The organism is Actinomadura chibensis NBRC 106107 (genome assembly GCF_001552135.1).
Taxonomy (GTDB): Bacteria; Actinomycetota; Actinomycetes; order Streptosporangiales; family Streptosporangiaceae; genus Spirillospora; species Spirillospora chibensis.
Genome location: NZ_BCQP01000076.1, coordinates 17145 through 36498 on the forward strand (window position 1 = coordinate 17145; position 19354 = coordinate 36498).

The 19354-nt window shown below is 73.5% G+C and carries 18 protein-coding genes and 1 riboswitch; of the genes, 12 read left to right on the top strand and 6 right to left on the bottom strand.

Annotated elements, in window-relative coordinates; translation table 11 throughout:
* Positions 1 to 146 precede the first annotated feature (146 nt).
* The 9 genes from ACH01S_RS37205 to ACH01S_RS37245 are packed head-to-tail and all read left to right on the top strand — an operon-like array spanning position 147 to position 11328.
* Positions 147 to 1175 carry an ABC transporter permease gene (locus tag ACH01S_RS37205; RefSeq protein WP_083981572.1) on the top strand — a complete coding sequence of 343 codons (1029 nt, stop codon included), beginning with the start codon at positions 147 to 149 and terminating at the stop codon, positions 1173 to 1175.
* Positions 1172 to 2047 (top strand): ABC transporter permease, encoded by an 876-nt coding sequence (locus ACH01S_RS37210; RefSeq protein ID WP_067903613.1) that lies wholly within the window; start codon positions 1172 to 1174, stop codon positions 2045 to 2047. The genes ACH01S_RS37205 and ACH01S_RS37210 overlap by 4 nt, the downstream gene beginning before the upstream one ends.
* A gap of 44 nt (positions 2048 to 2091) precedes the next feature.
* Entirely contained in the window at positions 2092 to 3645 is a 1554-nt protein-coding gene (locus ACH01S_RS37215) for an ABC transporter substrate-binding protein (RefSeq protein WP_067903616.1), read from the top strand.
* A 16-nt stretch (positions 3646 to 3661) separates the two neighbouring features.
* Positions 3662 to 5551, top strand: a complete 1890-nt coding sequence (locus ACH01S_RS37220; RefSeq protein ID WP_083981574.1) for a dipeptide ABC transporter ATP-binding protein — start codon at positions 3662 to 3664, stop codon at positions 5549 to 5551.
* Positions 5548 to 6975 carry an amidase gene (locus tag ACH01S_RS37225; RefSeq protein WP_067903622.1) on the top strand — a complete coding sequence of 476 codons (1428 nt, stop codon included), beginning with the start codon at positions 5548 to 5550 and terminating at the stop codon, positions 6973 to 6975. Before ACH01S_RS37220 ends, ACH01S_RS37225 begins: the two co-directional genes overlap by 4 nt.
* A gap of 26 nt (positions 6976 to 7001) precedes the next feature.
* Entirely contained in the window at positions 7002 to 7790 is a 789-nt protein-coding gene (locus ACH01S_RS37230) for an alpha/beta fold hydrolase (protein WP_067903624.1), read from the top strand.
* Positions 7787 to 9007, top strand: coding sequence for an MFS transporter (locus ACH01S_RS37235; RefSeq protein WP_148344220.1), 1221 nt, complete (start codon positions 7787 to 7789; stop codon positions 9005 to 9007). The genes ACH01S_RS37230 and ACH01S_RS37235 overlap by 4 nt, the downstream gene beginning before the upstream one ends.
* Positions 9004 to 10434, top strand: coding sequence for an amidase (locus tag ACH01S_RS37240; RefSeq protein WP_169809421.1), 1431 nt, complete (start codon positions 9004 to 9006; stop codon positions 10432 to 10434). Before ACH01S_RS37235 ends, ACH01S_RS37240 begins: the two co-directional genes overlap by 4 nt.
* Before the next feature lie 18 nt (positions 10435 to 10452).
* Positions 10453 to 11328, top strand: coding sequence for an alpha/beta hydrolase (locus tag ACH01S_RS37245; protein ID WP_246236537.1), 876 nt, complete (start codon positions 10453 to 10455; stop codon positions 11326 to 11328).
* Here ACH01S_RS37245 and ACH01S_RS37250 read toward each other — a convergent pair.
* Complete coding sequence (locus tag ACH01S_RS37250; protein ID WP_067903633.1) at positions 11325 to 11900, bottom strand: PadR family transcriptional regulator; 576 nt, start codon at positions 11898 to 11900, stop codon at positions 11325 to 11327. The genes ACH01S_RS37245 and ACH01S_RS37250 overlap by 4 nt on opposite strands.
* 121 nt (positions 11901 to 12021) lie before the next feature.
* Between ACH01S_RS37250 and ACH01S_RS37255 the strand changes: the two genes are divergently transcribed.
* Entirely contained in the window at positions 12022 to 12882 is an 861-nt protein-coding gene (locus ACH01S_RS37255; protein ID WP_067903636.1) for an SDR family oxidoreductase, read from the top strand.
* Between the two features lie 15 nt (positions 12883 to 12897).
* Here ACH01S_RS37255 and ACH01S_RS37260 read toward each other — a convergent pair whose 3' ends face one another.
* The 5 genes from ACH01S_RS37260 to ACH01S_RS37280 all read right to left on the bottom strand — a co-directional run bounded on the left by ACH01S_RS37260 (position 12898) and on the right by ACH01S_RS37280 (position 17521).
* Positions 12898 to 13938, bottom strand: a complete 1041-nt coding sequence (locus ACH01S_RS37260) for an NlpC/P60 family protein (RefSeq protein ID WP_083981576.1) — start codon at positions 13936 to 13938, stop codon at positions 12898 to 12900.
* 6 nt (positions 13939 to 13944) lie between these two features.
* Positions 13945 to 14094: riboswitch (cyclic di-AMP (ydaO/yuaA leader) on the bottom strand.
* A gap of 92 nt (positions 14095 to 14186) precedes the next feature.
* Positions 14187 to 15122 carry a M56 family metallopeptidase gene (locus ACH01S_RS37265; protein ID WP_067903638.1) on the bottom strand — a complete coding sequence of 312 codons (936 nt, stop codon included), beginning with the start codon at positions 15120 to 15122 and terminating at the stop codon, positions 14187 to 14189.
* 4 nt (positions 15123 to 15126) lie between these two features.
* Positions 15127 to 15507 (bottom strand): BlaI/MecI/CopY family transcriptional regulator, encoded by a 381-nt coding sequence (locus ACH01S_RS37270; protein ID WP_083981577.1) that lies wholly within the window; start codon positions 15505 to 15507, stop codon positions 15127 to 15129.
* 60 nt (positions 15508 to 15567) lie between these two features.
* Entirely contained in the window at positions 15568 to 16080 is a 513-nt protein-coding gene (locus tag ACH01S_RS37275) for a DUF4396 domain-containing protein (RefSeq protein WP_067903644.1), read from the bottom strand.
* A gap of 40 nt (positions 16081 to 16120) precedes the next feature.
* A complete protein-coding gene (locus ACH01S_RS37280) occupies positions 16121 to 17521 on the bottom strand; it encodes an MFS transporter (protein ID WP_067903646.1) in 1401 nt (466 codons plus the stop codon).
* Positions 17522 to 17612: 91 nt separating this feature from the next.
* On the opposite strand from ACH01S_RS37280, the gene ACH01S_RS37285 reads away from it, so the two are divergent.
* Together ACH01S_RS37285 and ACH01S_RS45570 are read left to right on the top strand one after the other, a co-directional pair.
* Positions 17613 to 18191: a TetR/AcrR family transcriptional regulator gene (locus tag ACH01S_RS37285; RefSeq protein ID WP_067903728.1), complete on the top strand. Its 579-nt coding sequence runs from the start codon at positions 17613 to 17615 to the stop codon at positions 18189 to 18191.
* 106 nt (positions 18192 to 18297) lie between these two features.
* Positions 18298 to 19344: a LuxR C-terminal-related transcriptional regulator gene (locus ACH01S_RS45570; RefSeq protein WP_067903649.1), complete on the top strand. Its 1047-nt coding sequence runs from the start codon at positions 18298 to 18300 to the stop codon at positions 19342 to 19344.
* The last annotated feature ends 10 nt before the right edge of the window (positions 19345 to 19354 follow it).

A 19354-nucleotide genomic window follows, 5' to 3' on the forward strand; every position in this document is an offset into this window, starting at 1 on the left:
ACCAGGACCGGCCCGTGATCAGCGGGTTCGCGGCGGCGGGCCCGGATCGGCCCGCGGTCCGCTCAGCGAGACGTGCGGGTGGCATCCCGGGTGTGACCTGAACAACCTTGCTGCCACTCGCAGGGGGCAGGCGGCAGGAGGTTCGGATGAGCTCAGCGACACAGGCGCCTTCTCCGAAGGTGAGGCCACCGGAGGAGCGCGCCGCGCGTCGCTTCGCGCCGCCCCCGCTCGCGCTCTTCCTCGGGACGCGGCTGCTGCGCGGCGTCCTCGTGATGTTCCTGCTGTCGATCATCGCGTTCGGGCTCGTCCACATGCTGCCGGGCAACTCGGTGGACCTGCTCGCGGGCCCCTACAGCACGCCGGAGACCCGCGCCCAGCTGACCCGCGACCTCGGCCTGGACGGCCCGCTCATCGAGCAGTACACGCACTGGCTCGGGAACGTCCTGCGCGGCGACTTCGGCATCTCCGTCTTCAACGGCCAGCCGGTCCGCACGCTGATCGCCGACCGGCTGCCGAACACGCTCGAACTCGCCATCGCCGCCACGATCGTCTCCATCGCGTGGGGCGTGCCTTTCGGGGCGATCGCGGCGATGAAGCGCGGCCGGTTCTTCGACCGGGTCGCGCGCAGCGCCACCTTCCTCGGGCTGGCGACGCCGGTGTTCGCGTTCGGCGTCGCGCTGGTGCTGTTCGCGTCGATGGTCATGCCGTCCTGGCCGACGCTCGGCTGGGCGCCGTTCACGGCGGACCCGGCGCGCAACGTCCAGGCGCTGATCCTTCCGGCGCTGGCGCTCGGGCTGCCGCTCGGCTCGACGATCTGCCGCTACATGCGGGCGTCGATGCTGGAGGTCTACGAGCAGGACTACATGCGCACCGCGCTCGCGACCGGCGCCACCCGGCTCCAGGCGACCGTCCGGCACGGGCTGCGCAACGCGTCCGGGCCGGTCGTCACCATCGCGGGGCTCCAGCTCGCGGGCATGGTCGGGCAGTCGATCCTGATCGAGAACGTCTTCGCCATCCCCGGCATCGGGCAGCTCACCGTCACCTCGATCCTGCAGAAGGACTACGCCGCCGCGCAGGCGTGCATCCTCCTGCTCGGCGGCGTCTTCGTCGTGATGAACCTCGTGGTCGACCTCTTCTATCCGCTGATCAACCCCAAGGTAGGTGGGCTGCGATGAGTGACATCGTCACGGTGGAGGACGTCCCGGCCTCCACGGGCGGACCCGCGAGGCGGTCGTTGCGGCCCGTGCTGCGCTCGCGCGCCGGGATCATCGCCGGGGTGCTGATCCTGCTGGCCCTGGTCGGCATGTCCTACCTGGTCGGCGTGCTGCGCCCGTACTCGCCGACGGAGGTCGCGGGCGACCCGTTCACCGGGCTGGACGGCACGCACTGGATGGGCACCGACGACCTCGGCCGCGACTACTTCGTGCGGCTGTGCATCGCCGGGCGGACGTCGCTGTCGATCGCGGTGTTCGCCGCCCTGCTCGCCCTGGTCGTCGGGTCCATGATCGGGCTCGCCGCCGGGCTCCAGGGCGGACGGCTCGACGCGCTGCTCATGGCGGCGGTCGACCTGCTGCTGTCGTTCCCCTCGATCCTGCTCGCGCTGGCCGCGATCACGGTCTTCTCGCCCACCCGCAAGACGCTGGTCATCGTCCTCGCGGTGGTGTCGATCCCGCAGTTCGCGCGGGTGGTGCGGGCGCGCTGCCTGGAACTGCGGGAACGCGAATTCATTCTGTCCGCCCGCATTTCCGGGGTGCGCGCCCCGGTCATCGCGGTCAAGCATCTCCTGCCGAATGTCTTCCCGCTGATGATGGTCCAGCTCGCCAATACGGCGGCGATCGTCATCCTGCTGGAATCGTCGCTGAGTTATCTGGGCCTCGGTGTGCAGCCGCCGACTCCGAGCTGGGGTCGGATGATCTTCGAATCGCAGAACTACATGGCCGACTCGCCCTGGCTTCCGCTGGGTCCGGCGGGTGCGCTGCTGCTCTCGTCCATCGGCTGGAGCCTGATCGGCGAGGGGTTCTCCGTCTCCCGCCGCTCGGTCGTCTGACCATTCTCACGGAAAAGGAAGGCATCACTATGGCGGGCAAACGCATGGGAAGAGGCATGCTCGGCGCCCTGGCGCTCACCACCGCGGCGACGCTGGCCGTCGCCGGGTGCAGCGGCTCCGGGTCGTCGTCGTCCGGATCGTCCGGGACGGCGGCGCGCGGCGGCGCCCTGGTCGTCGCCGACGACAGCCAGCCGCTCAGCGGCCTCGACCCGATCATGGCCCAGGCGTTCAACGCCAAGCGCATGGTCGCGCAGTTCTACGAGGGCCTCCTCGCCCTCGACACCGACACGACGACGCTGAAGCCCGCGGTCGCGGAGTCGTGGAAGCAGGTGTCCCCGACCGAGTACGAGTTCACGCTGCGCAAGGGTGTCACGTTCCACGACGGGACGCCGGTGAAGGCGAGCGACGTCGTGTTCAGCCTCAAGCGCATCGTCGACCCGAAGACGCACTCGCCGTACGTCTCGCTCTACAGCTTCAAGGACGTCAAGGCGGTCGGCGACGACAAGGTCGCCATCACGCTCAAGGAGCCGCAGGCGTCGCTGCTGCACCTGCTCGCCCAGCCGTGGAGCGCCGGGATCGTCAGCGAGCAGTGGACGAAGTCCAAGTCGGAGAACGAGCGCAAGACCCAGGAGAACGGCACGGGCCCGTACAAGCTGGCCGCGTACCAGGAGGGCTCGCTCATCAAGACGGTGAAGTTCGCCGGGTACTGGGACAAGCCGAAGCCCGGGTTCGACGCCGTCGACTACCGGCTCATCCCGGACGAGTCCACCCGCGTCCAGGCGCTCCAGTCCGGCTCGGTCGACATGACGCAGGTGAAGCTGCCGAAGAACGTCGAGGCGCTGAAGCGGCGCGGCATCAACGTGGGCCCGACGCACAACGTCGGGTCGTACTGGCTCGGCATGAACGTGGCCCAGGGCCCGCTCGCGAACGAGAAGGTGCGCAGGGCGATCAGCGTCGGCATCGACCGGCAGCAGCTCATCAAGATCGGCTCGCAGGGCGTCGGCGAGCTCGCGGGGATCGTCCCGCCCGCCGACCCGCTGGGCGCGGCCGCCACCGCCGACTTCCCGAACTACACCTACAACCAGGCCGAGGCGAAGAAGCTGCTCGCCGAGTCGGGCGCGAAGGACGTCAAGCTGACCGTCGCGCTCCAGTCGGAGATCCCGGAGATCCTGCCGACGGCGCAGCTCATGAAGCAGCAGCTCTCCCAGATCGGCATCGAGCTGGAGATCAAGCAGCTCCCGTTCTCGCAGCTCGTCGGCAACCTGCTGTCCGGCAAGTGGAACGCGGACATGATCCAGCTCACCGCCGCGCTCAACGCCGACGCGAGCCAGTACCTCGCGCTGTGGTTCGCCAAGGGCATCCCGTCCACGAAGATCAACGACCCGAAGTTGTGGCAGATGATGTCCGACGCCGTCACGAAGGCGAAGGACGACGCCGAGCGCAAGCGGATGTACACGGAGATCAACCGGTACGTCGCGGAGCGCGTGTACATGGTCGTCCCGTACGCGGCCCCGATCGCCTACGACGTGTGGGGGCCGAAGCTCAAGAAGTTCGAGGCGGACCCGTCCGGCACGCGCATCTTCCTGAAGAACTCCTGACCGGCCGAGGAGAGGCATGAAGGGCAGACCTGTGGCGGACCCGGCGGACCCGGCGGCCCCGGGCGGGGCGGGCGGCGACCCGTCCGGCCCGGTCCTCGCCATCCGCAACCTGACCATCGGGTACGGGCCCGGGACGCCGAGCGTCCGGGGCGTGGACCTCAGCGTGCGCGCCGGCGAGATCGTCGGGCTGATCGGGGAGAGCGGCAGCGGCAAGAGCTCGGTCGCGCTCGGCTGCCTCGGGCTGCTGCCGAAGGCCGCCGAGGTGACCGCGGACGAGCTGACGATCTGCGGCACCGACGTCCTCGCGGCGGACGCGCGGACGCTGACGCGGATGCGCGGCGACTCCGTCGCGATGGTCTTCCAGGACGCCATGGGCGCGCTCGACCCGAGCATGCGGATCGGGAACCAGATCGCGGAGGTCGTCACCCGGCACCGCGGGGTCAGGCGGGCGGAGTCGCGGGCCGTCGTCCGGGAGCTGCTGGACAAGGTCGGCGTCCCCGAGCCGGACCGGCGGGCCCGGCAGTATCCGCACCAGCTCTCCGGCGGTCTCCGGCAGCGCGCGGCGGTCGCGCTCGCGCTGGCCGGGGACCCGGCGCTGCTGCTCGCCGACGAGCCGACGACGGCGCTCGACGTCACCGTCCAGGCCGGGATCCTGGAGCTGTTCCGGACGGTCCGCGACGAGTTCGGCGTCGGCATCGTCCTCATCTCGCACGACATCGGGGTGATCGCCCAGACGGCGGACCGGGTCGCGGTCATGCTCGACGGGGAGATCGTCGAGCACGGCGGCGTCGAGGAGGTGCTGCTGGAGCCGAAGACGGAGTACACGCGGATGCTGCTGCGCTCCGTCCCGCACCTGGACCGCCCGCGCGCGGAGACGGAATCGCGCCCGGCCGCCGGGAAGCCGCTCTACGTCGTGGACGACGTGAGCCGCACCTACCGGTCGCGCGGACGCCTCGTCCACGCGGTCCAGGGCGTGTCGCTCGACGTCCGGGAGGGGGAGGTGCTCGGGGTCGTCGGCGAGTCCGGGTCCGGGAAGAGCACGCTGGCGAAGATGCTCGTCCACCTCGAACGGCCGGACTCCGGACGGCTGACGATGAGCGGTCCCGGCCACCGGGCCGAGGGCGGCGGCGGGCGGGCCGGGAGGCTCCGCCGCCGGGTGCAGATGGTCTTCCAGCATCCGGCGGGGTCGCTGAACCCGAGGCTGCGCGTCGGGACGTCCGTGCGGGAGCCGCTCGCGGCGTCCGACACGGGCGCGAAGGCCGCCGCCGAGCGGGTGCGGGAGGTGCTCCGCGAGGTCGGCCTGCCCGAGGACAGCGCCGCCCGGCTGCCGGACGAGTTCTCCGGCGGCCAGAAGCAGCGCATCGCCATCGCCCGCGCCATCGTCGGGGACCCGAGGGTCGTCGTGCTGGACGAGCCGACGTCCGCGCTCGACGTGTCCGTCCAGGCGCAGGTGCTCGACCTGCTCGCCAAGATCCAGCGCGCCGAGAACCTGACATACGTCTTCATCTCGCACGACCTGGCCGTGGTGCGGGCGATCAGTGACCGCGTCGCGGTGATGTACGCGGGACGCCTCGTCGAGCTGGCCGACGCGGCGAGCCTGTTCGAGGCGCCCGCGCACTGGTACACGCGGGAGCTGCTGGCGGCCATGCCGTCGCCGAACCCGCGCGACCGTCCGGAGCGGCCGGAGCGGCGGCCGCGGTCCGGTCAGGCGGAGTCCGGTCAGGCGGAGTCCGGTCAGGCGGAGTCCGGTCAGGCGGAGGTGGCGGCGGCCCCGGCCGGGTGCGCGTTCGCGGCGCGCTGCCCGGCGGCCGAGGCCGACTGCCGGACGCTCCGTCCCGAGCCCGTCGAGGTGGCGCCGGGCCGCGTGGTCGCCTGCCACCACCCCGCCGGGACGGAGGGACGATGACCGGTCTCGTGGACGTCGACGCCGTCGGCCAGGCCGAGCTGGTGCGCCGGGGCGAGGCGACGCCGGAGGAGCTCGTCCAGGCGGCCATCGAGCGGATCGAGGCGACCGACGCGCGGGTCAACGCGGTCGTCCACCGCCGCTACGAGCGGGCGCTCGACGCCGCCCGGGAGACCGTGCCCGGCGCGCCGTTCGCCGGGGTCCCGATGCTGGTCAAGGCACTGAACGACAGCGCGGGCGACCCGGCGGACCTCGGCTCGGCCTGGGTCGCTCGTTTCGGCAGGACGGCGCGCGCGGACTCGACGATCAACCGCAGGCTCGCCGGCGCGGGCTTCATCGTGGTCGGGCAGACGTCCACGCCCGAGTTCGGGCTCGTGTCGGTCAGCGAGAGCAAGGTGCACGGGATCACGCGCAACCCGTGGCGGCTCGACCTGACGTCCGGCGGTTCGTCGGGCGGGGCGTCGGCGGCGGTCGCGGCGGGCATGGTGCCCGCCGCGCAGGGCGGCGACGGCGGCGGCTCGATCCGGATGCCCGCCGCGTTCTGCCACCTCGTCGGGCTGAAGCCGAGCGACGGGCGGATCAGCGCGGGGCCGGGCGTCCCGAGCCGGTGGGGGCACAGCGTCCCGGCGGTGGTGACGCGGACCGTCCGGGACACGGCGGCCATCCTCGACGCGGTCAGCGGCGGCGCGCCCGGCGACACCGGACGGCCTCCGGCGCTGCCGGACGGCGGACTCGCCGGGCTCGTCGGCCGCGATCCCGACCCCCTCCGCGTCGGCGTGCTGGCGCACGCGCCGGAGCACGCGCCGCAGGTCGTGCCGGTGGTGCGCGACGCCGTCCTGGACATGGCGGACCTGCTCGACGGGCTCGGCCACCGCGTCGAGGAGTCCCATCCCGACGCGCTCATGGACCCGCTGTGCCTGCCGATGTTCTTCGACGCGCTGAGCGTGACGGCCGCGCAGGACGTCGCCGCCCTCGCCGCCGAGCTCGGCGCCGAACCCGGCCCGGCCGACCTCGACGCGATCACCTGGTTCTGGGTGAACCGGGGCCGCGAGATCAGCGGCCTCGACCTGGCCGACGCGCTGACCTGGCAGGGACGGCTCCGCGCCCGCATGGCCCGCTGGTGGACGGGCGGCTTCGACCTCCTGCTCAGCCCCGTCTTCGCCACCCCGCCGAAGCCGGTGAGCTGGCCGTGGGTCGAGCCGGACGGGATCCAGGCGTCGGTCGACGTCCTGACCTTCACCGCGCCGTTCAACACGACCGGGCAGCCCGCGGTCTCCGTCCCGGCGACCGTCACGGACGCGGGGGAGCCGATCGGCGTCCAGCTCGTCGCCGCGTACGGGCGGGAGGACCTCCTCGTCTCGGTCGCGGCGCAGATCGAGTCCGCACGTCCGTGGGCGCACCTCCGGCCGCCCGTCTTCGCCGGTTGATCCAGCCGGTCACCCAGGGAGTCCGCATGCAAGTCCGACGCTCGTACGCCGACACCCCGTTCGGCCAGATCCACTTCGCCGAGTGCGGGACCGGTACGCCGGTGCTCTTCCTGCACCAGACGCCGCGCTCCTGGACGGAGTACATCGACGTCCTCCCGCTCGCCGGACGGCACGTCCGGGCCATCGCGATGGACACGCTCGGGTTCGGGCAGTCCGCCCGCACGTCCCAGACGTTCTCCATCGAGCTGTTCGCCGACGGGGTCGCCGCCCTGCTCGACGCACTCTCCCTGGAGCGCGTCGCCGTCGCCGGCCACCACACCGGAGCCGTCATCGCGCTGGAGACGGCCGCGCGGCATCCGGAGCGGGTGGAGGCGCTGGTCCTGTCGGCGATGCCGCTCGTCACGCCGGAGCGGCGGCTGCTCGTGCGGGACCGTCCGCCGATCGACCACGTCGACCCCGACCCGGACGGCGGCCACCTCACCGAGCTGTGGCGCCGCCGCGGAGCCTTCTACGAGAAGGGCGAGGAGGCCCATCTGACCCGCTGCGTCATCGACGCGCTCGGCGTGATCGACCGCGTCGAGGAGGGGCACGTCGCCGTCAACGAGTACCCGATGGAGGAGCGGATCCCCCTGGTCAGCGCCCCCGTTCACCTGATCTGCGGGGCGGGTGACGGCTACTCCATGCCGGACCAGGAGCGGCTCGCGGACCTGCTCGGCGCCGCCTTCCGGCCCATCGACGGGGCCGGGGTGTCGCTCCCCGAGCAGCGGCCGGACGCGTTCGCAGACGAGGTCGTGAAGTTCGTGACCGCGAGGTGAGCCCCGAGGGCGCGGCGCCCATGGGGCGGCGCGAATGGAGGATCGTCGCGGCGTCGGTGTTCTGCACGATCTCCGTCGCGGCGCCGCCGTTCCTGGTCGGCGTGCTCGCCATCCACATCCGGGACGACCTGCCCTTCACGTCCGTGCACCTCGCGGCCGTCGTCGCCGGGTACTTCGCCGTGTCGGCGGCCATGTCGATGGCGGCCGGGCGGATCGTCCACCGGTTCGGCGCCCGCCGCTGCATGCGGACCGCGATGGTCCTCGCCGTGGTGTCGTTCGCCCTGGTGGCGTCCGCGCGGAACTGGGAGACGCTGCTGCTCGCGCAGATCGCCGGGGGCGCGGGCAACTCGATGGTGCAGCCGACCGTCAGCCAGGCGCTCGGCACGGCGATCCCGAGGCGGTTCCGCGGGCTCGCGTTCGGGCTGAACCAGTCGGCGGTGCCGCTCGCCACGCTGATCGTCGCGCTGCTGATCCCGGCCCTGTCGCTGACCCTCGGCTGGCGCTGGTGCGCGGCCGTCCTCGCGGTCGAGACGGCGGTGGCCGCGTTCGGCGTCCCCGCCGTCGGGGCCGCGCGCCGCGCCGGACCGGCCCGGCCGCGCCGCCGCGCCCGGATCGGGGGTGCGCTGCCGCTGATGATGTGCGGGGCGGCGTTCGCGTCGATGGCGGGGACGAACATCCCGGCGTTCCTCACCAGCTCCGCCGCCGACGTGGGGATGACCGCGCGCTGGGCGGCGGCGCTCCAGATGGCGGGCAGCGCCGTCTGCGTCGCGGTCCGCGTCGCCGCCGGATGGTCCGGGAACGGGCGCAGGCCCGACTACCTGCGCCCGGCCGCCGCGATGCTCGTCGGCGGCGGCGTCGGCTACGCGTTCCTCGCGAGCGGCTCGGTCGGCCTGTTCACCGCCGGGGCGCTCCTCGCGTTCGGCCTCGGCTGGGGCTGGTCGGGCCTGTTCCACCTCTCGGTCACGCAGCGCTTCGGCGACGACGTGGCCGGGGCCACCGGATTCGTCCAGGCGGGGGTGTACGTCGGCGCGATGACCGGGCCGCTCGTGTTCGGGGTGGCGTTCGAGCGGCTCGGCGGCGGCGCCGCCTGGACGATCACCTGCGGCATGTCGCTCGCCGCCGCCGCCCTGTTGGTCCTCGCGCAGCTCCGCCTGTCGCGCGCCGCCCCCGCCACCCCGCACCCGTCCGAGAAGGAAGGCAGCACCTCATGGGCATGAGCGAAGAACTCGCAGGCGTGGACGCGATCGGCCAGGCCGCGCTGGTCCGCGCCGGGGAGGTCTCGGCGGCCGAGCTGACCGAGGCCGCGATCGCCCGGATCGAGGCCGTCGACGGACGCCTCAACACCGTCATCCACCGTCGTTTCGACAAGGCCCGCCGGGAGGTCGCGGACGGCCTCCCGGACGGCCCGTTCCACGGCGTCCCCATCCTCCTGAAGGACCTCGGGTGCGAGATGGCGGGGGAGCCGTCCCACTCCGGCAACCGGCTGCTCCGCGACCTCGGCCACCGCGCGACCGAGGACGCGGAGCTGACGAGGTCGATCGGGCGGGCCGGGTTCGCGATCCTCGGGCGGACGAACGTCCCCGAGTTCGGGCTGGTCAACACCACCGAGCCGGTCGCCTACGGCCCGGCCCGCAACCCGTGGGACACCGGCCGGTCGACCGGCGGCTCGTCCGGCGGGTCGGCGGCGGCGGTGGCGGCGGGACTCGTCCCGATCGCGCAGGCCAGCGACGGCGGCGGCTCCATCCGCATGCCCGCGTCCAACTGCGGGCTCTTCGGCCTGAAGCCGAGCCGCGGACGGATCAGCCCGGCCCCCGGCGGCGACAACATGGAGGGCCACACCACCCTCGGGTTCGTGTCGCGGTCGGTGCGCGACACCGCGGCCGCGCTCGACCTCGCCGCCGGTTACCGCGCCGGTGACTCGACGGTCGCGCCGCACCGTCCGGACAGCTACCTCGCGCTCGCCGCCGCCGACCCGGAGCCGCTGCGCGTCGGGCTGATGGACGTCCCGGACGTCAACGGCTTCCCCGTGGACGCCGACGTCAACGCGGTCGTCCGCGAGGCGGCCGGACTGCTCTCCGACCTCGGCCACCGGGTGGAGGTGTCGCACCCCGAGGCGATGACCGACCCCGAGTTCCTCGACCGGTGGCTGCACCTGCTCAGCCCCACCGTCACGGCGATGTTCGAGGACCTGGAGGCGCTCGCGGGACGTCCGCTCGAACGCGGCGACGCCGAGGAGATGGCCTGGTGGTGGCGCGATCGCGGCGCGGAGATCGGCGCGGCCCGGCACATCGCGAACCAGGACTGGCGGGACCGCTTCCGCCGCCGGATGGCCTCCTGGTGGGCGGACGGCGGGTTCGACGTGCTGCTCTCGCCCGTCCTGCCGACGCCCGCGACCCCGCTCGGCTACTTCGACGGCGAGGAGGGGCTGCGCAGGTCGATCCGGATCCTCTGCTTCACGCCGCAGTTCAACATGGTGGGGCAGCCCGCCGCGTCCGTCCCGTTCGGGTTCAGCGGCGACGGCCTGCCGGTGGGCGTCCAGCTCGCCGCCGCCTACGGGCGCGAGGACGTCCTCATCCGCCTGGCGGCCCAGATCGAGCGCGCCCGCCCCTGGGCGCGGCGACGACCCGCGATCTTCGCGGGCTGAGGGGCGTACGTTTCTCCCGTGGAACGTCTGACGGAAACGGCGGACCTGTCCCGCGGGCGGGTCGAATACCGGTGGGAGCGGCGCGGGCCCGAGACCGTGCTGATGATGCACGGCGGGCACATGCGCGCCTCCCTGCCCCTCGGGGAGGACGTGTTCGCCGACGCCGGGTACTCGGTGCTGGCGCCGTCGCGTCCCGGCTACGGCCGCACGCCGCTCACCACCGGCACGTCGGCGCCCGGGTTCGCCGACGTGGTCGCCGACCTGTGCGACCGCCTCGGCATCGGGTCGCTGGCGGCGGTGGTGGGGCAGTCGGCGGGCGGGCCGTCCGCGGTGGCGGTCGCCGCCCGCCATCCGGGGCTGGTGCGGCGGCTCGTCCTGCAGAGCGCGGTCGGCCCGCTGCCGTGGCCCGACCGGCGGACGCGGCTCGGCGGACGCGTCGTGTTCGACCCGCGCGCCGAGCGCGTGACCTGGGCGCTGCTACACCTCCTGATGCGCCGCGCTCCTGGAATTGGGCTGCGCCTGCTGCTGGGCGAACTGAGCGTCCAGCCGATCGGCCCGATCCTGGCCGCGATGGCGGAACCGCACCGGACAATGGCCGCGACCCTTTTCCAGCACATGCGCTCGGGCAGCGGCTTCGCCGCCGACCTGCGCGATTTCGGTGATGCGAGCGCCTATCGCGAGGTGGCGTCCAGCGTCGTCCAGCCCGCCCTGGTGATCGCCGGCCCCGAGGACGGCGCGGTCCCCTTCGCCCACGCCAAGGCCCTGGCGGCGGCCCTCCCCGACGCCCACCTGATAACCAGCGAGGCCCCGACGCATTTCATCTGGTTGAGCCCCGACTACCCCGGCATCGCCCGCGCCATCATCGACTTCCTCGAAGACCGCCGCCTCGCTTAGCCGGTCGGTCCTGTTTCGTCGGGCTGCGCGGTTCCGAAGTCGTCGGCGGTCATCGGGTCGGTCTCCCGCGCCCAGCGCGCCCAGTCGACCAGCGCCTGGTTGACGCGGACGCCCGCCTCCAGCGCGATCCGCATCGCGCGCGCCTGGCGGCCGGTGCCCCATTCGCCGCGGTCCTTGCTCTCGGCGTAGCCGCGCAGCCTTTGGGCCATCTCGTCGTAGAACCGTTCCTCGCGGGCCAGATGCGCCTTGAGGTCGTCCGGGTCCATGAGCCAGAAGAAGTACGAGCGGAACAGGGTCTCCATCCGGAAGGTGTGGTCGACCTCCGCCTCGGACAGCCAGCGCCGCACCTCGGCCAGGCCCGCGTCCGTGAGCCGGTACGCCTTGCGGCCGCGCGGGCCGTGGCTGTCGACCTCGATGAGGCCCGCCGTCTCCAGCCGGGACAGCTCCATGTAGATCTGCGGATGCCGGGCGGGCCACACCAGGCCCAGCGCCTCGGAGAAGCGGCGCGCCAGGTCGTATCCGCTCGCCGGGCCTTCGGCCAGCAGCCCGAGGAGGCCATGGCGCAGCGACATCCGCACACTCCAGCGACGAGACCCGATTCCTGCCCTCCGCACATCTTGACACAGCCGAACACACAGGTAAACGATGACATGTACAAACCAACATGTTCGTTTATTCAGCTGAGGTGATCGCATGTCGAGCACGGGTGCGTCGCGGGCCGTCCTGCTGACCGGGGCCAACGGCGGGATCGGCCACGCCACCGCGCGGGCGCTGGCCGACGAGGGCTTCCAGGTCTTAGCGGGGGTGCGGAGCAGCGTCGGGCGGCTCTCCGAGATCCCCGGGGTGCGGGTCCTCCCGCTGGACGTCACCGATCCCGAGAGCGTCGAGGAGGCCGTCCGCCAGGTGCGGGCGATCGCGGGCGACGGCCTGTACGCGGTGGTCAACAACGCGGGGATCATCGTCCAGGGGCCGTTCGAGCTGGTCCCGGCGGACGAGCTGCGGCGGCAGTTCGAGGTCAACGTGTTCGGCCCGGCGGCCGTCACGCGGGCGTTCCTGCCGATGCTGAGGTCCGGCAAGGGGCGGGTCGTCAACCTGACCGCCGCCACCGCGCGGGTCGCGGGCCCGTTCTTCGGCCCGGTCTCGGCGAGCAAGGCGGCGCTCGCCTCGATGTCGGACGCCCTGCGCCTGGAGCTGGCGCACTGGGGCATCCGCGTCGTGGTGGTCGAACCGGGGCTGACGGACACCGCGATCTTCGCCAAGGCCGCCGCCGCCACCGAGGCGACCGCCGCCGAGCTGCCGCCCGAGCGGGTCGCGATGTACCGGGGGCAGCTCGACGCGGTCAGCGCGTCGATGTCGGCGGCGAAGGCCGCGCCGCCGTCGATCGTCGCGGCGGCCGTCGTCCGCGCGCTGACCGCGGGCAGGCCGAGGCCCCGCTACACCGTCGGACCGGACACACGCCTGCTCGGCCTGCTCGCCCGCCTGCCGCTGCGGACCCGCGACCGGCTGCTGTCGCGGGCCATCGGCCTGCACAAGGTCTCCCCGGCGCGGGGCTGAGCGGACACCGCGCGGTCAGGCCACCCGGACGCCGCCCGCGAACGGCCGGCCGGCGATCGGGGCGATCTTCACGACGTCGCCCGTCTGGGGCGCGTGCACCATGTTGCCGTTGCCGATGTAGAGGCCCATGTGGTGCAGGTCGCTGTAGAAGAACACCAGGTCGCCGGGCTTGAGCTGGCTCTGCGAGACGCGCGTCCCGGCGGTGAACTGGCTGCCGGTGTAGTGGGGGAGGCTGATGCCGACCTGGGCGTAGGCGTAGAGCGTCAGCCCGGAGCAGTCGAAGCCCTTGATGTTGGCGCCCTGCGCGGTGCCGTAGGTCGGGCCGGACGCGCTGCCCCCGCCCCACGAATACGGGACGCCCCGCTGGCTCAGCGCCGCCGCGACCGCGCCCATGGCCTTCGCCGAAGCGCCGCCGGGAGCGACGTTCACGGCCGGGCCCGCGCCCGTGCGCGCCCCGGGCCCGACCCCCAGTTTGGCTTCGACCTTCTTCAACCGCGCTTGCAGGTCCTTGCGCTTCTTCTTGGCTTCCTCGGTGAGCTCGCGGACCTGCTTCGCCCGCGCCTCGGCGGACTTCCGGGCGCGCTCCGCCGCCTGCATCATCTGCAGGAGCTGGGCGATGCGGGCGCCGTCCTGGCGGGCGAAGTAGTTGAGGGTGGCCGACTGGTCGAGCACGGCCTGCGGGTCGCCGGACGAGGCGAACGCGACCGCCGGGTCCGCCGGGCCGTTCTTGTAGCTGTCGGCGGCGAGCTGGACGATCCGGGCCCGCGCCTCGTCCAGCGCCTTCTTCTGCCGCGCCGCGTTGCCCTCGGCGACCCGGGCGGCGCGCTGGGCCTGCTGGAGCCGGACCCGCAGCCCGTTGTACTGCTCGCTGAGCCTCTCGGCGTCGTCGGCGAGCTTCTTCTGCTGGGCGGTCAGCTCCCGGCGGGACGGCGTCGGCTCGGCGACCGCCGCCGGGGGAGCCACGAGGCCCGCCGCGAGGGCGATGGACGCCGTCCATGCCGCGCCCGCGACGATCGCGCGGGCAGGCGTTCCGGAAACGGCAGCGCGACGCTGCATGCGGTGTCGTCCTCTCCAGTGCCGCCTACCGGGTGAGCTGCCGGGTTCGGGCCGGAGTCGCCCTACCGCTCGCGCGAGCGGATTCACCCCAGGTGGAGAATCGGTTCCCCGGTTCCGCGGACCGCACCGGCCCGCGAGATTCGGCGCGGGTCGTCACCGTCCCCGGCGGGGACGCGTCGCGACGACCTCCTACGCAGCGTAGGAGATAACGGCCTCATCTCGCCACCCAACCGGCAGATCCCGGCAATTCAGCAGAGGTGGGCCAGCTCGGCGATCGTCGCGGCGGCGACCGCCAGCGGGGCGGCGACGGCGAGCGCGGCGAAGGCGAAGGCGGCCAGCCGCGCGGTGCGGCGCGGCCCGCCCGTCCCCGCGTTCTCCAGCCGCAGCACCCGCTCCGCCAGCGCCCGGTCGGACGGGCCCGCCGCGCCGAGCGCGCCCGCCACCCCCGGCGCCGCCGCGAGCCTGCGCAGCGCGCCGACGAGCGTCCGCCCGCCGCAGGCCCGCGCCGCCGCGTCGTCGGCGGCCATCTCCAGCAGCGGCGGAAGGGCCCGCTTCGCCCGCCGGACGGTCGGCGGCCAGGGCAGCACGGCGTGCGCCAGGTCGAGCATGAGCAGCAGCGCGTGGTGCCGCTGCCGCAGATGGGCCCGCTCGTGGACGAGGACCGCGTCGAACTCCTCCGGCGTGAGCGCGTCCCGCGTGCCGGTGCTGACCACGATCGCGCGCCGCCGGGCGGGCAGCGAGTAGGCGACGGGGACCGGGTGGTCGAGGACGAGGACGTCCCCGTGCCGCTCGTCCTCGCGCGCGACGAGCCGGAGCATCTCGCGGTGCCGCCGCCGGTGCCGCACCGCGCGCCGCAGCCGGGGCAGCCCGCGCGCGACCCGGAACCCGCACGCCGCCAGCAGGACCAGGCTCGCGGCCGCCGCCGTCGCGATCGCCTCGGCGCCGTGGTGCGGCAGGCAGTCGCGCAGCCGTTCCAGCAGGCCGTGGCCGGGCGCGGGCGGCGACAGCAGCGCCGCCGCGACGACCCCGGCGCAGGCGATGAAGGTGCCGGTCACGGCCGCGACCCAGCAGGCGATGGCGGTCCCCGGGTGCGCGGCGGGCCGTCCCGGCCGGTCGAGCACCGGCCCCGCCGCGCAGCCGAGCAGCACGGCGGTGGCGATCAGCCCGAGCACGAGGTAGAGCACGCCGTCAGTCCCCTTCGGCGCCGGAGGCGCGGCGGCGCAGGGCGTCCAGCAGGTGGCGCGCGTCCTCCGGCGGGACGCTCTCGGCGAACCGGGTGAGGATGCTCCCGTGGTCGGCGGACTCGGTGAGCGCGTCGAGCATCAGCTCGACCGCGTACTCCTCCCGGGCGCGGGTCGGCGAGTAGCGGAACGCCAGACCGTCCCGCGTGCGCCGCAGCAGCCCCTTCTGCGCCAGCCGTTCGGCCACGGTCTGGACGGTGTTGTAGGCGAGCGTCTTGTCGGCGTTCTCGTTCAGCTCCGCCAGCAGTTCGCGGACCCGCAGCGGGCCGGGCGCCTCCCAGAGCACGTCCATGATGGAGCGCTCAAGCGATCCGCCCAGTCCGGCCATGGGAGACACCTCCATTCCGCACACATTGTGCCGGAGAACCCGGCCCCGCCCCAGGAACCCTCAGTGGTGGTACTGGTGGACGACGGCGTGCCCCTTCCCCTTGCCGATCATCCAGCGGTTCACCGGCGTCGTCAGGACGAACGCGACGACGAACGCCACGGCCAGCGCGCCCCAGAACGTCGCGTCCGCGAGACCCGCGTGCATGGCTCCGGGGATCAGCACCATGGTCGCGTTGTCCAGCACCTCCATGATCGCGATCGACACCGTGTCGGCGGCCAGGGCGACCTTGAGCGCCGCCCGCGGCGACAGCCCGGCCTTCAGCACGCCGCGCATGGTCAGCGCGTAGCCGAACACGAACGCCAGGACCACGGCGAGGACGATCGTCGCCGCGTTCGACCAGCCGAACGCCGTCCCGATGACCATGCCGAGCACCTCGCCGATGGCGCATCCGGTGAGGCAGTGCAGCGTCGCCTGCGCGGCCGCCGTCCAGGAGACCCCCGCCCCGGCATGGTGGTGGGCGCCGTGCCCGTGTGTGCCGCTCTGGTGCGCCTCATGCCCGTCTTGGGTGGTCATCCATACTCTCCAGCCGCTTGTCCGACTCCGGAAGTATGCCCTACACGCTGTAGGAGGTCGGACGGCCCGGGGTGAGGACCGCCGCCGCGGCGGCCGTGCCGGCGGCGGCGACCGCGGCGAGGACGAACCCGTCGGTGAAGCCGTCGAGCGTGTCGCCGACGAGACTGGCGGCGGCGACGCTGGAGATGACGGCGGCCCCGATGGACGCCCCGAACTCGTGGAACGTGCTGACGATGCCGGACGCGATGCCCGACTCGTGCGGGGCGACCCGGCCCAGCGCGGTCGCGGACGCGACGACGAACATCGCGCCCGTCCCCGCGCCCGCGACCGCCGTCCCCGCCACGACGGTCGCGGTGTGCATCGACAGGGCGGGGAGCGCCATCCCGGCGGCGGCGACGAGCGGCCCGGCGACGGCGAGCGGGCGCGCGCCGGTCCGGGCGATGGCGCGGCCGGTGAGGTCGGCGCCGAGCATGGTCGCCGCCGCGACCGGCAGGAACAGCAGGCCGGTGCGCAGCGCGCCGTAGCCGCGCGCGTGCTGGAAGTAGAACGTGCCGAGGAAGAACACCGCGATCATCAGCGCGGTGGCGACGAGGATCAGGAAGGTGCCGGTGGCCACCGTCCGCCGGACGAGCAGCGCGAGGTCCATCATCGGCGCGGCGGCGGTCCGCTGCCTGACCACGAAGGCCAGGTAGCCGACCGCGGCGAGCAGCACGAGCAGCCCGGTCGCGGCCGTCAGCCAGCCGTGGTCCCCGGCCCGGATGAACGCGTAGATCAGGCTCCCGGACGAGGCCGTGACCAGCAGCGCGCCGAGCAGGTCGAGCCCGCCGCGCGCCCGGGGCACGTCCCGCCTTGGCAGCATCCGGGCGAGCGCGGCGGCGACGGCGAGGCCGATCGGCACGTTGACGTAGAACACCCACGGCCAGCCGGGACCGGCGGTGAGCGCCCCGCCGAGCAGGACGCCGAGCGCCGCGCCGCCGCCCCCGAGCGCCGACCAGACGCCGAGCGCCTTGTTGCGCTCCTCGCCGTCGAACAGGCTCACCACGAACGACAGCGCGGACGGGGACAGCAGCGCCGCGCCGAGCCCCTGGGCGACCCGTCCGGCGAGCAGCAGGCCGCCCGCGCCCGCGAGCCCGGTCACGAGGGACGCCGCCGTGAAGACCAGCAGCCCGGCGAGGACGACGCGCCGCGCGCCGAACAGGTCGGCGGCGCGCCCGCCGATCAGCATGAGGCCGCCGAAGGTCAGGGTGTAGGCGCTGACCGTCCAGGTCACGGCCTGGCGGCTCAGGCCGAGGTCGGCCTCGATGTGGGGCAGCGCGATGGCGACGACGGTGACGTCCAGGATCAGCATGAGCTGGGCCAGCCCGAGGAGGCCGAGGATGCGCCAGCGCAGCGGATTCCGCGCGTCTTGCCGGGTGGACGGTTCGTGGGCCTGGTGTGTCATCGGGGGCCTCCGCTCCTAACTCGTACTGCGATATACGACTTCAATGTCCGGAGGTTAACACGTATTCCGCAGTACGAGTTAGAGTGTGGGCATGCCCACCGCCTCACCGGGGCGCCGCCGCCGCGCGGACGCCGAGCGCAGCATCGCCCGCATCGTCGGCGCCGCCCGCGAATGCCTCAGCGAGAACTCGAACGCGAGCATCGACGACATCGCCCGGCACGCCGGGGTCGGCCGGATGACGCTCTACGGCCACTTCCCGAACCGCGCCGCCCTGGTGGAGGCCGCCCTGTCGGACGCGCTGCGCGCGGGCGACGAGGTGCTGTCGGCCATCGACCTCACCGGCGACGCGCGGGACGTGCTCAGCCGGGTGCTCGAATCCAGTTGGTCCCTGGTGGCCGAGTCCATGGCGCTGCTGGCGGCGGCCGAGGGCACCTTGCCCGCCGGACGCATCCGCGAGATGCACGCGGCCCCCGCCCAGCGGCTCGAAGAGCTCATCCGCCGGGGCCAGGACGAGGGCGTCTTCCGCACCGACATGCCGATCGCCTGGCTTGTCGGCGTGATCCAGTACGTCCTGCACGGCGCGGCCGAGGAGATCCGCGCCGACCGCCTGACCCGGCAGGACGCGCCGAAGGTCGTCACCGAGACGGTGCGCTCGATCCTGGCCCGCTGACGCTCCCCCGGCGAGGGCGTGGACGATCATGACTTCGCAGGTCGGAGCGACAATCGGTGGCCGTTCCGTCTAGCACGAAGGTGTGTCGGCGGCGCATACTCGCTGGATGGGCGACGACATCGATGTCGGCGACGCGATGGTCGCCGACGAGGAGCGCTTGAGTTCCGGGCTGGCCGTGCTCGTCACCGCCAGGGGGCTGGACGAGCTCCAGGACCGCTACTTCGAGTGGGTCGCGGGCCATGTGCCGTCCTTCGCCTACGGCGTCTACCTGTTCGACCCCCGGACCGGCGAGACGCGCGCGTCGGCGGTGCGCGGGCTCAGCCGGTTCTACGTCCACCGCTACGAGCGCTTCGGCCGGGCGGTCGACCCGGTGCTGCGCGGCGCGGTCGCGGCGCGGCGGGCCTTCGACGACTCGCTGGTCGCGCCCGCCGACCAGTGGCGGCAGGCGCCCATCGTCCGGGAGCTGTTCCGGCACTACGACATGGCGCACGTGATGTGCGCGCCGCTGGTCAGCGGCGGCGAGATCGTCGGGACCGTCAACTTCGCCCGCAACGGCGGCGAGCCCGCCTTCGACCAGGGCGACCGGCGGCGGGCGACGGTCGCCGCGATGATGTTCCAGGCGGCGGTCGCCGCGACCGACCTGGTCACGGCCATCGACGCCGAGCGCGCGGCGTGGTGGGGCGCCCTTGAGGCGAGCGGCCAGGCGATCGTCGTCACCGACCTGGAGCGGGCCGAGCGGCACGCGAACCGGCCCGCGCGGGCCCTGCTCGACGCGGCGGACGACGCGTGGTCCGTCCTCGACGCGGCGATCGACGGCGGCGAGGCGACCCGGCGGCTGACCGTCCGGTCCGCCGGGAGCGGCGCGCCGACCGAGGTCAGCGTGACGTCGGCGCCGCTGCCCGAGCGGCCCTCGGTGATCGTGTCGATCCTGTCGGCGGAGTCGTCCGCGCCGGAGCTGCCGCCCGCGCTGCGCCGCCTGCTCACCGGCCGGGAGGCGGCCATCGCCGAACTCGTCGCCGCCGGGCGGCGCGACCAGGAGATAGCCGCGCGCCTGCACATCAGCCCGAACACCGTTAAACACCATCTAAAGTCGATTTACGCGAAGCTCCATGTGCATTCCCGGGTCGAGCTGGCGGGTTTGTTCCTGCGCTGATCCCCCCTTC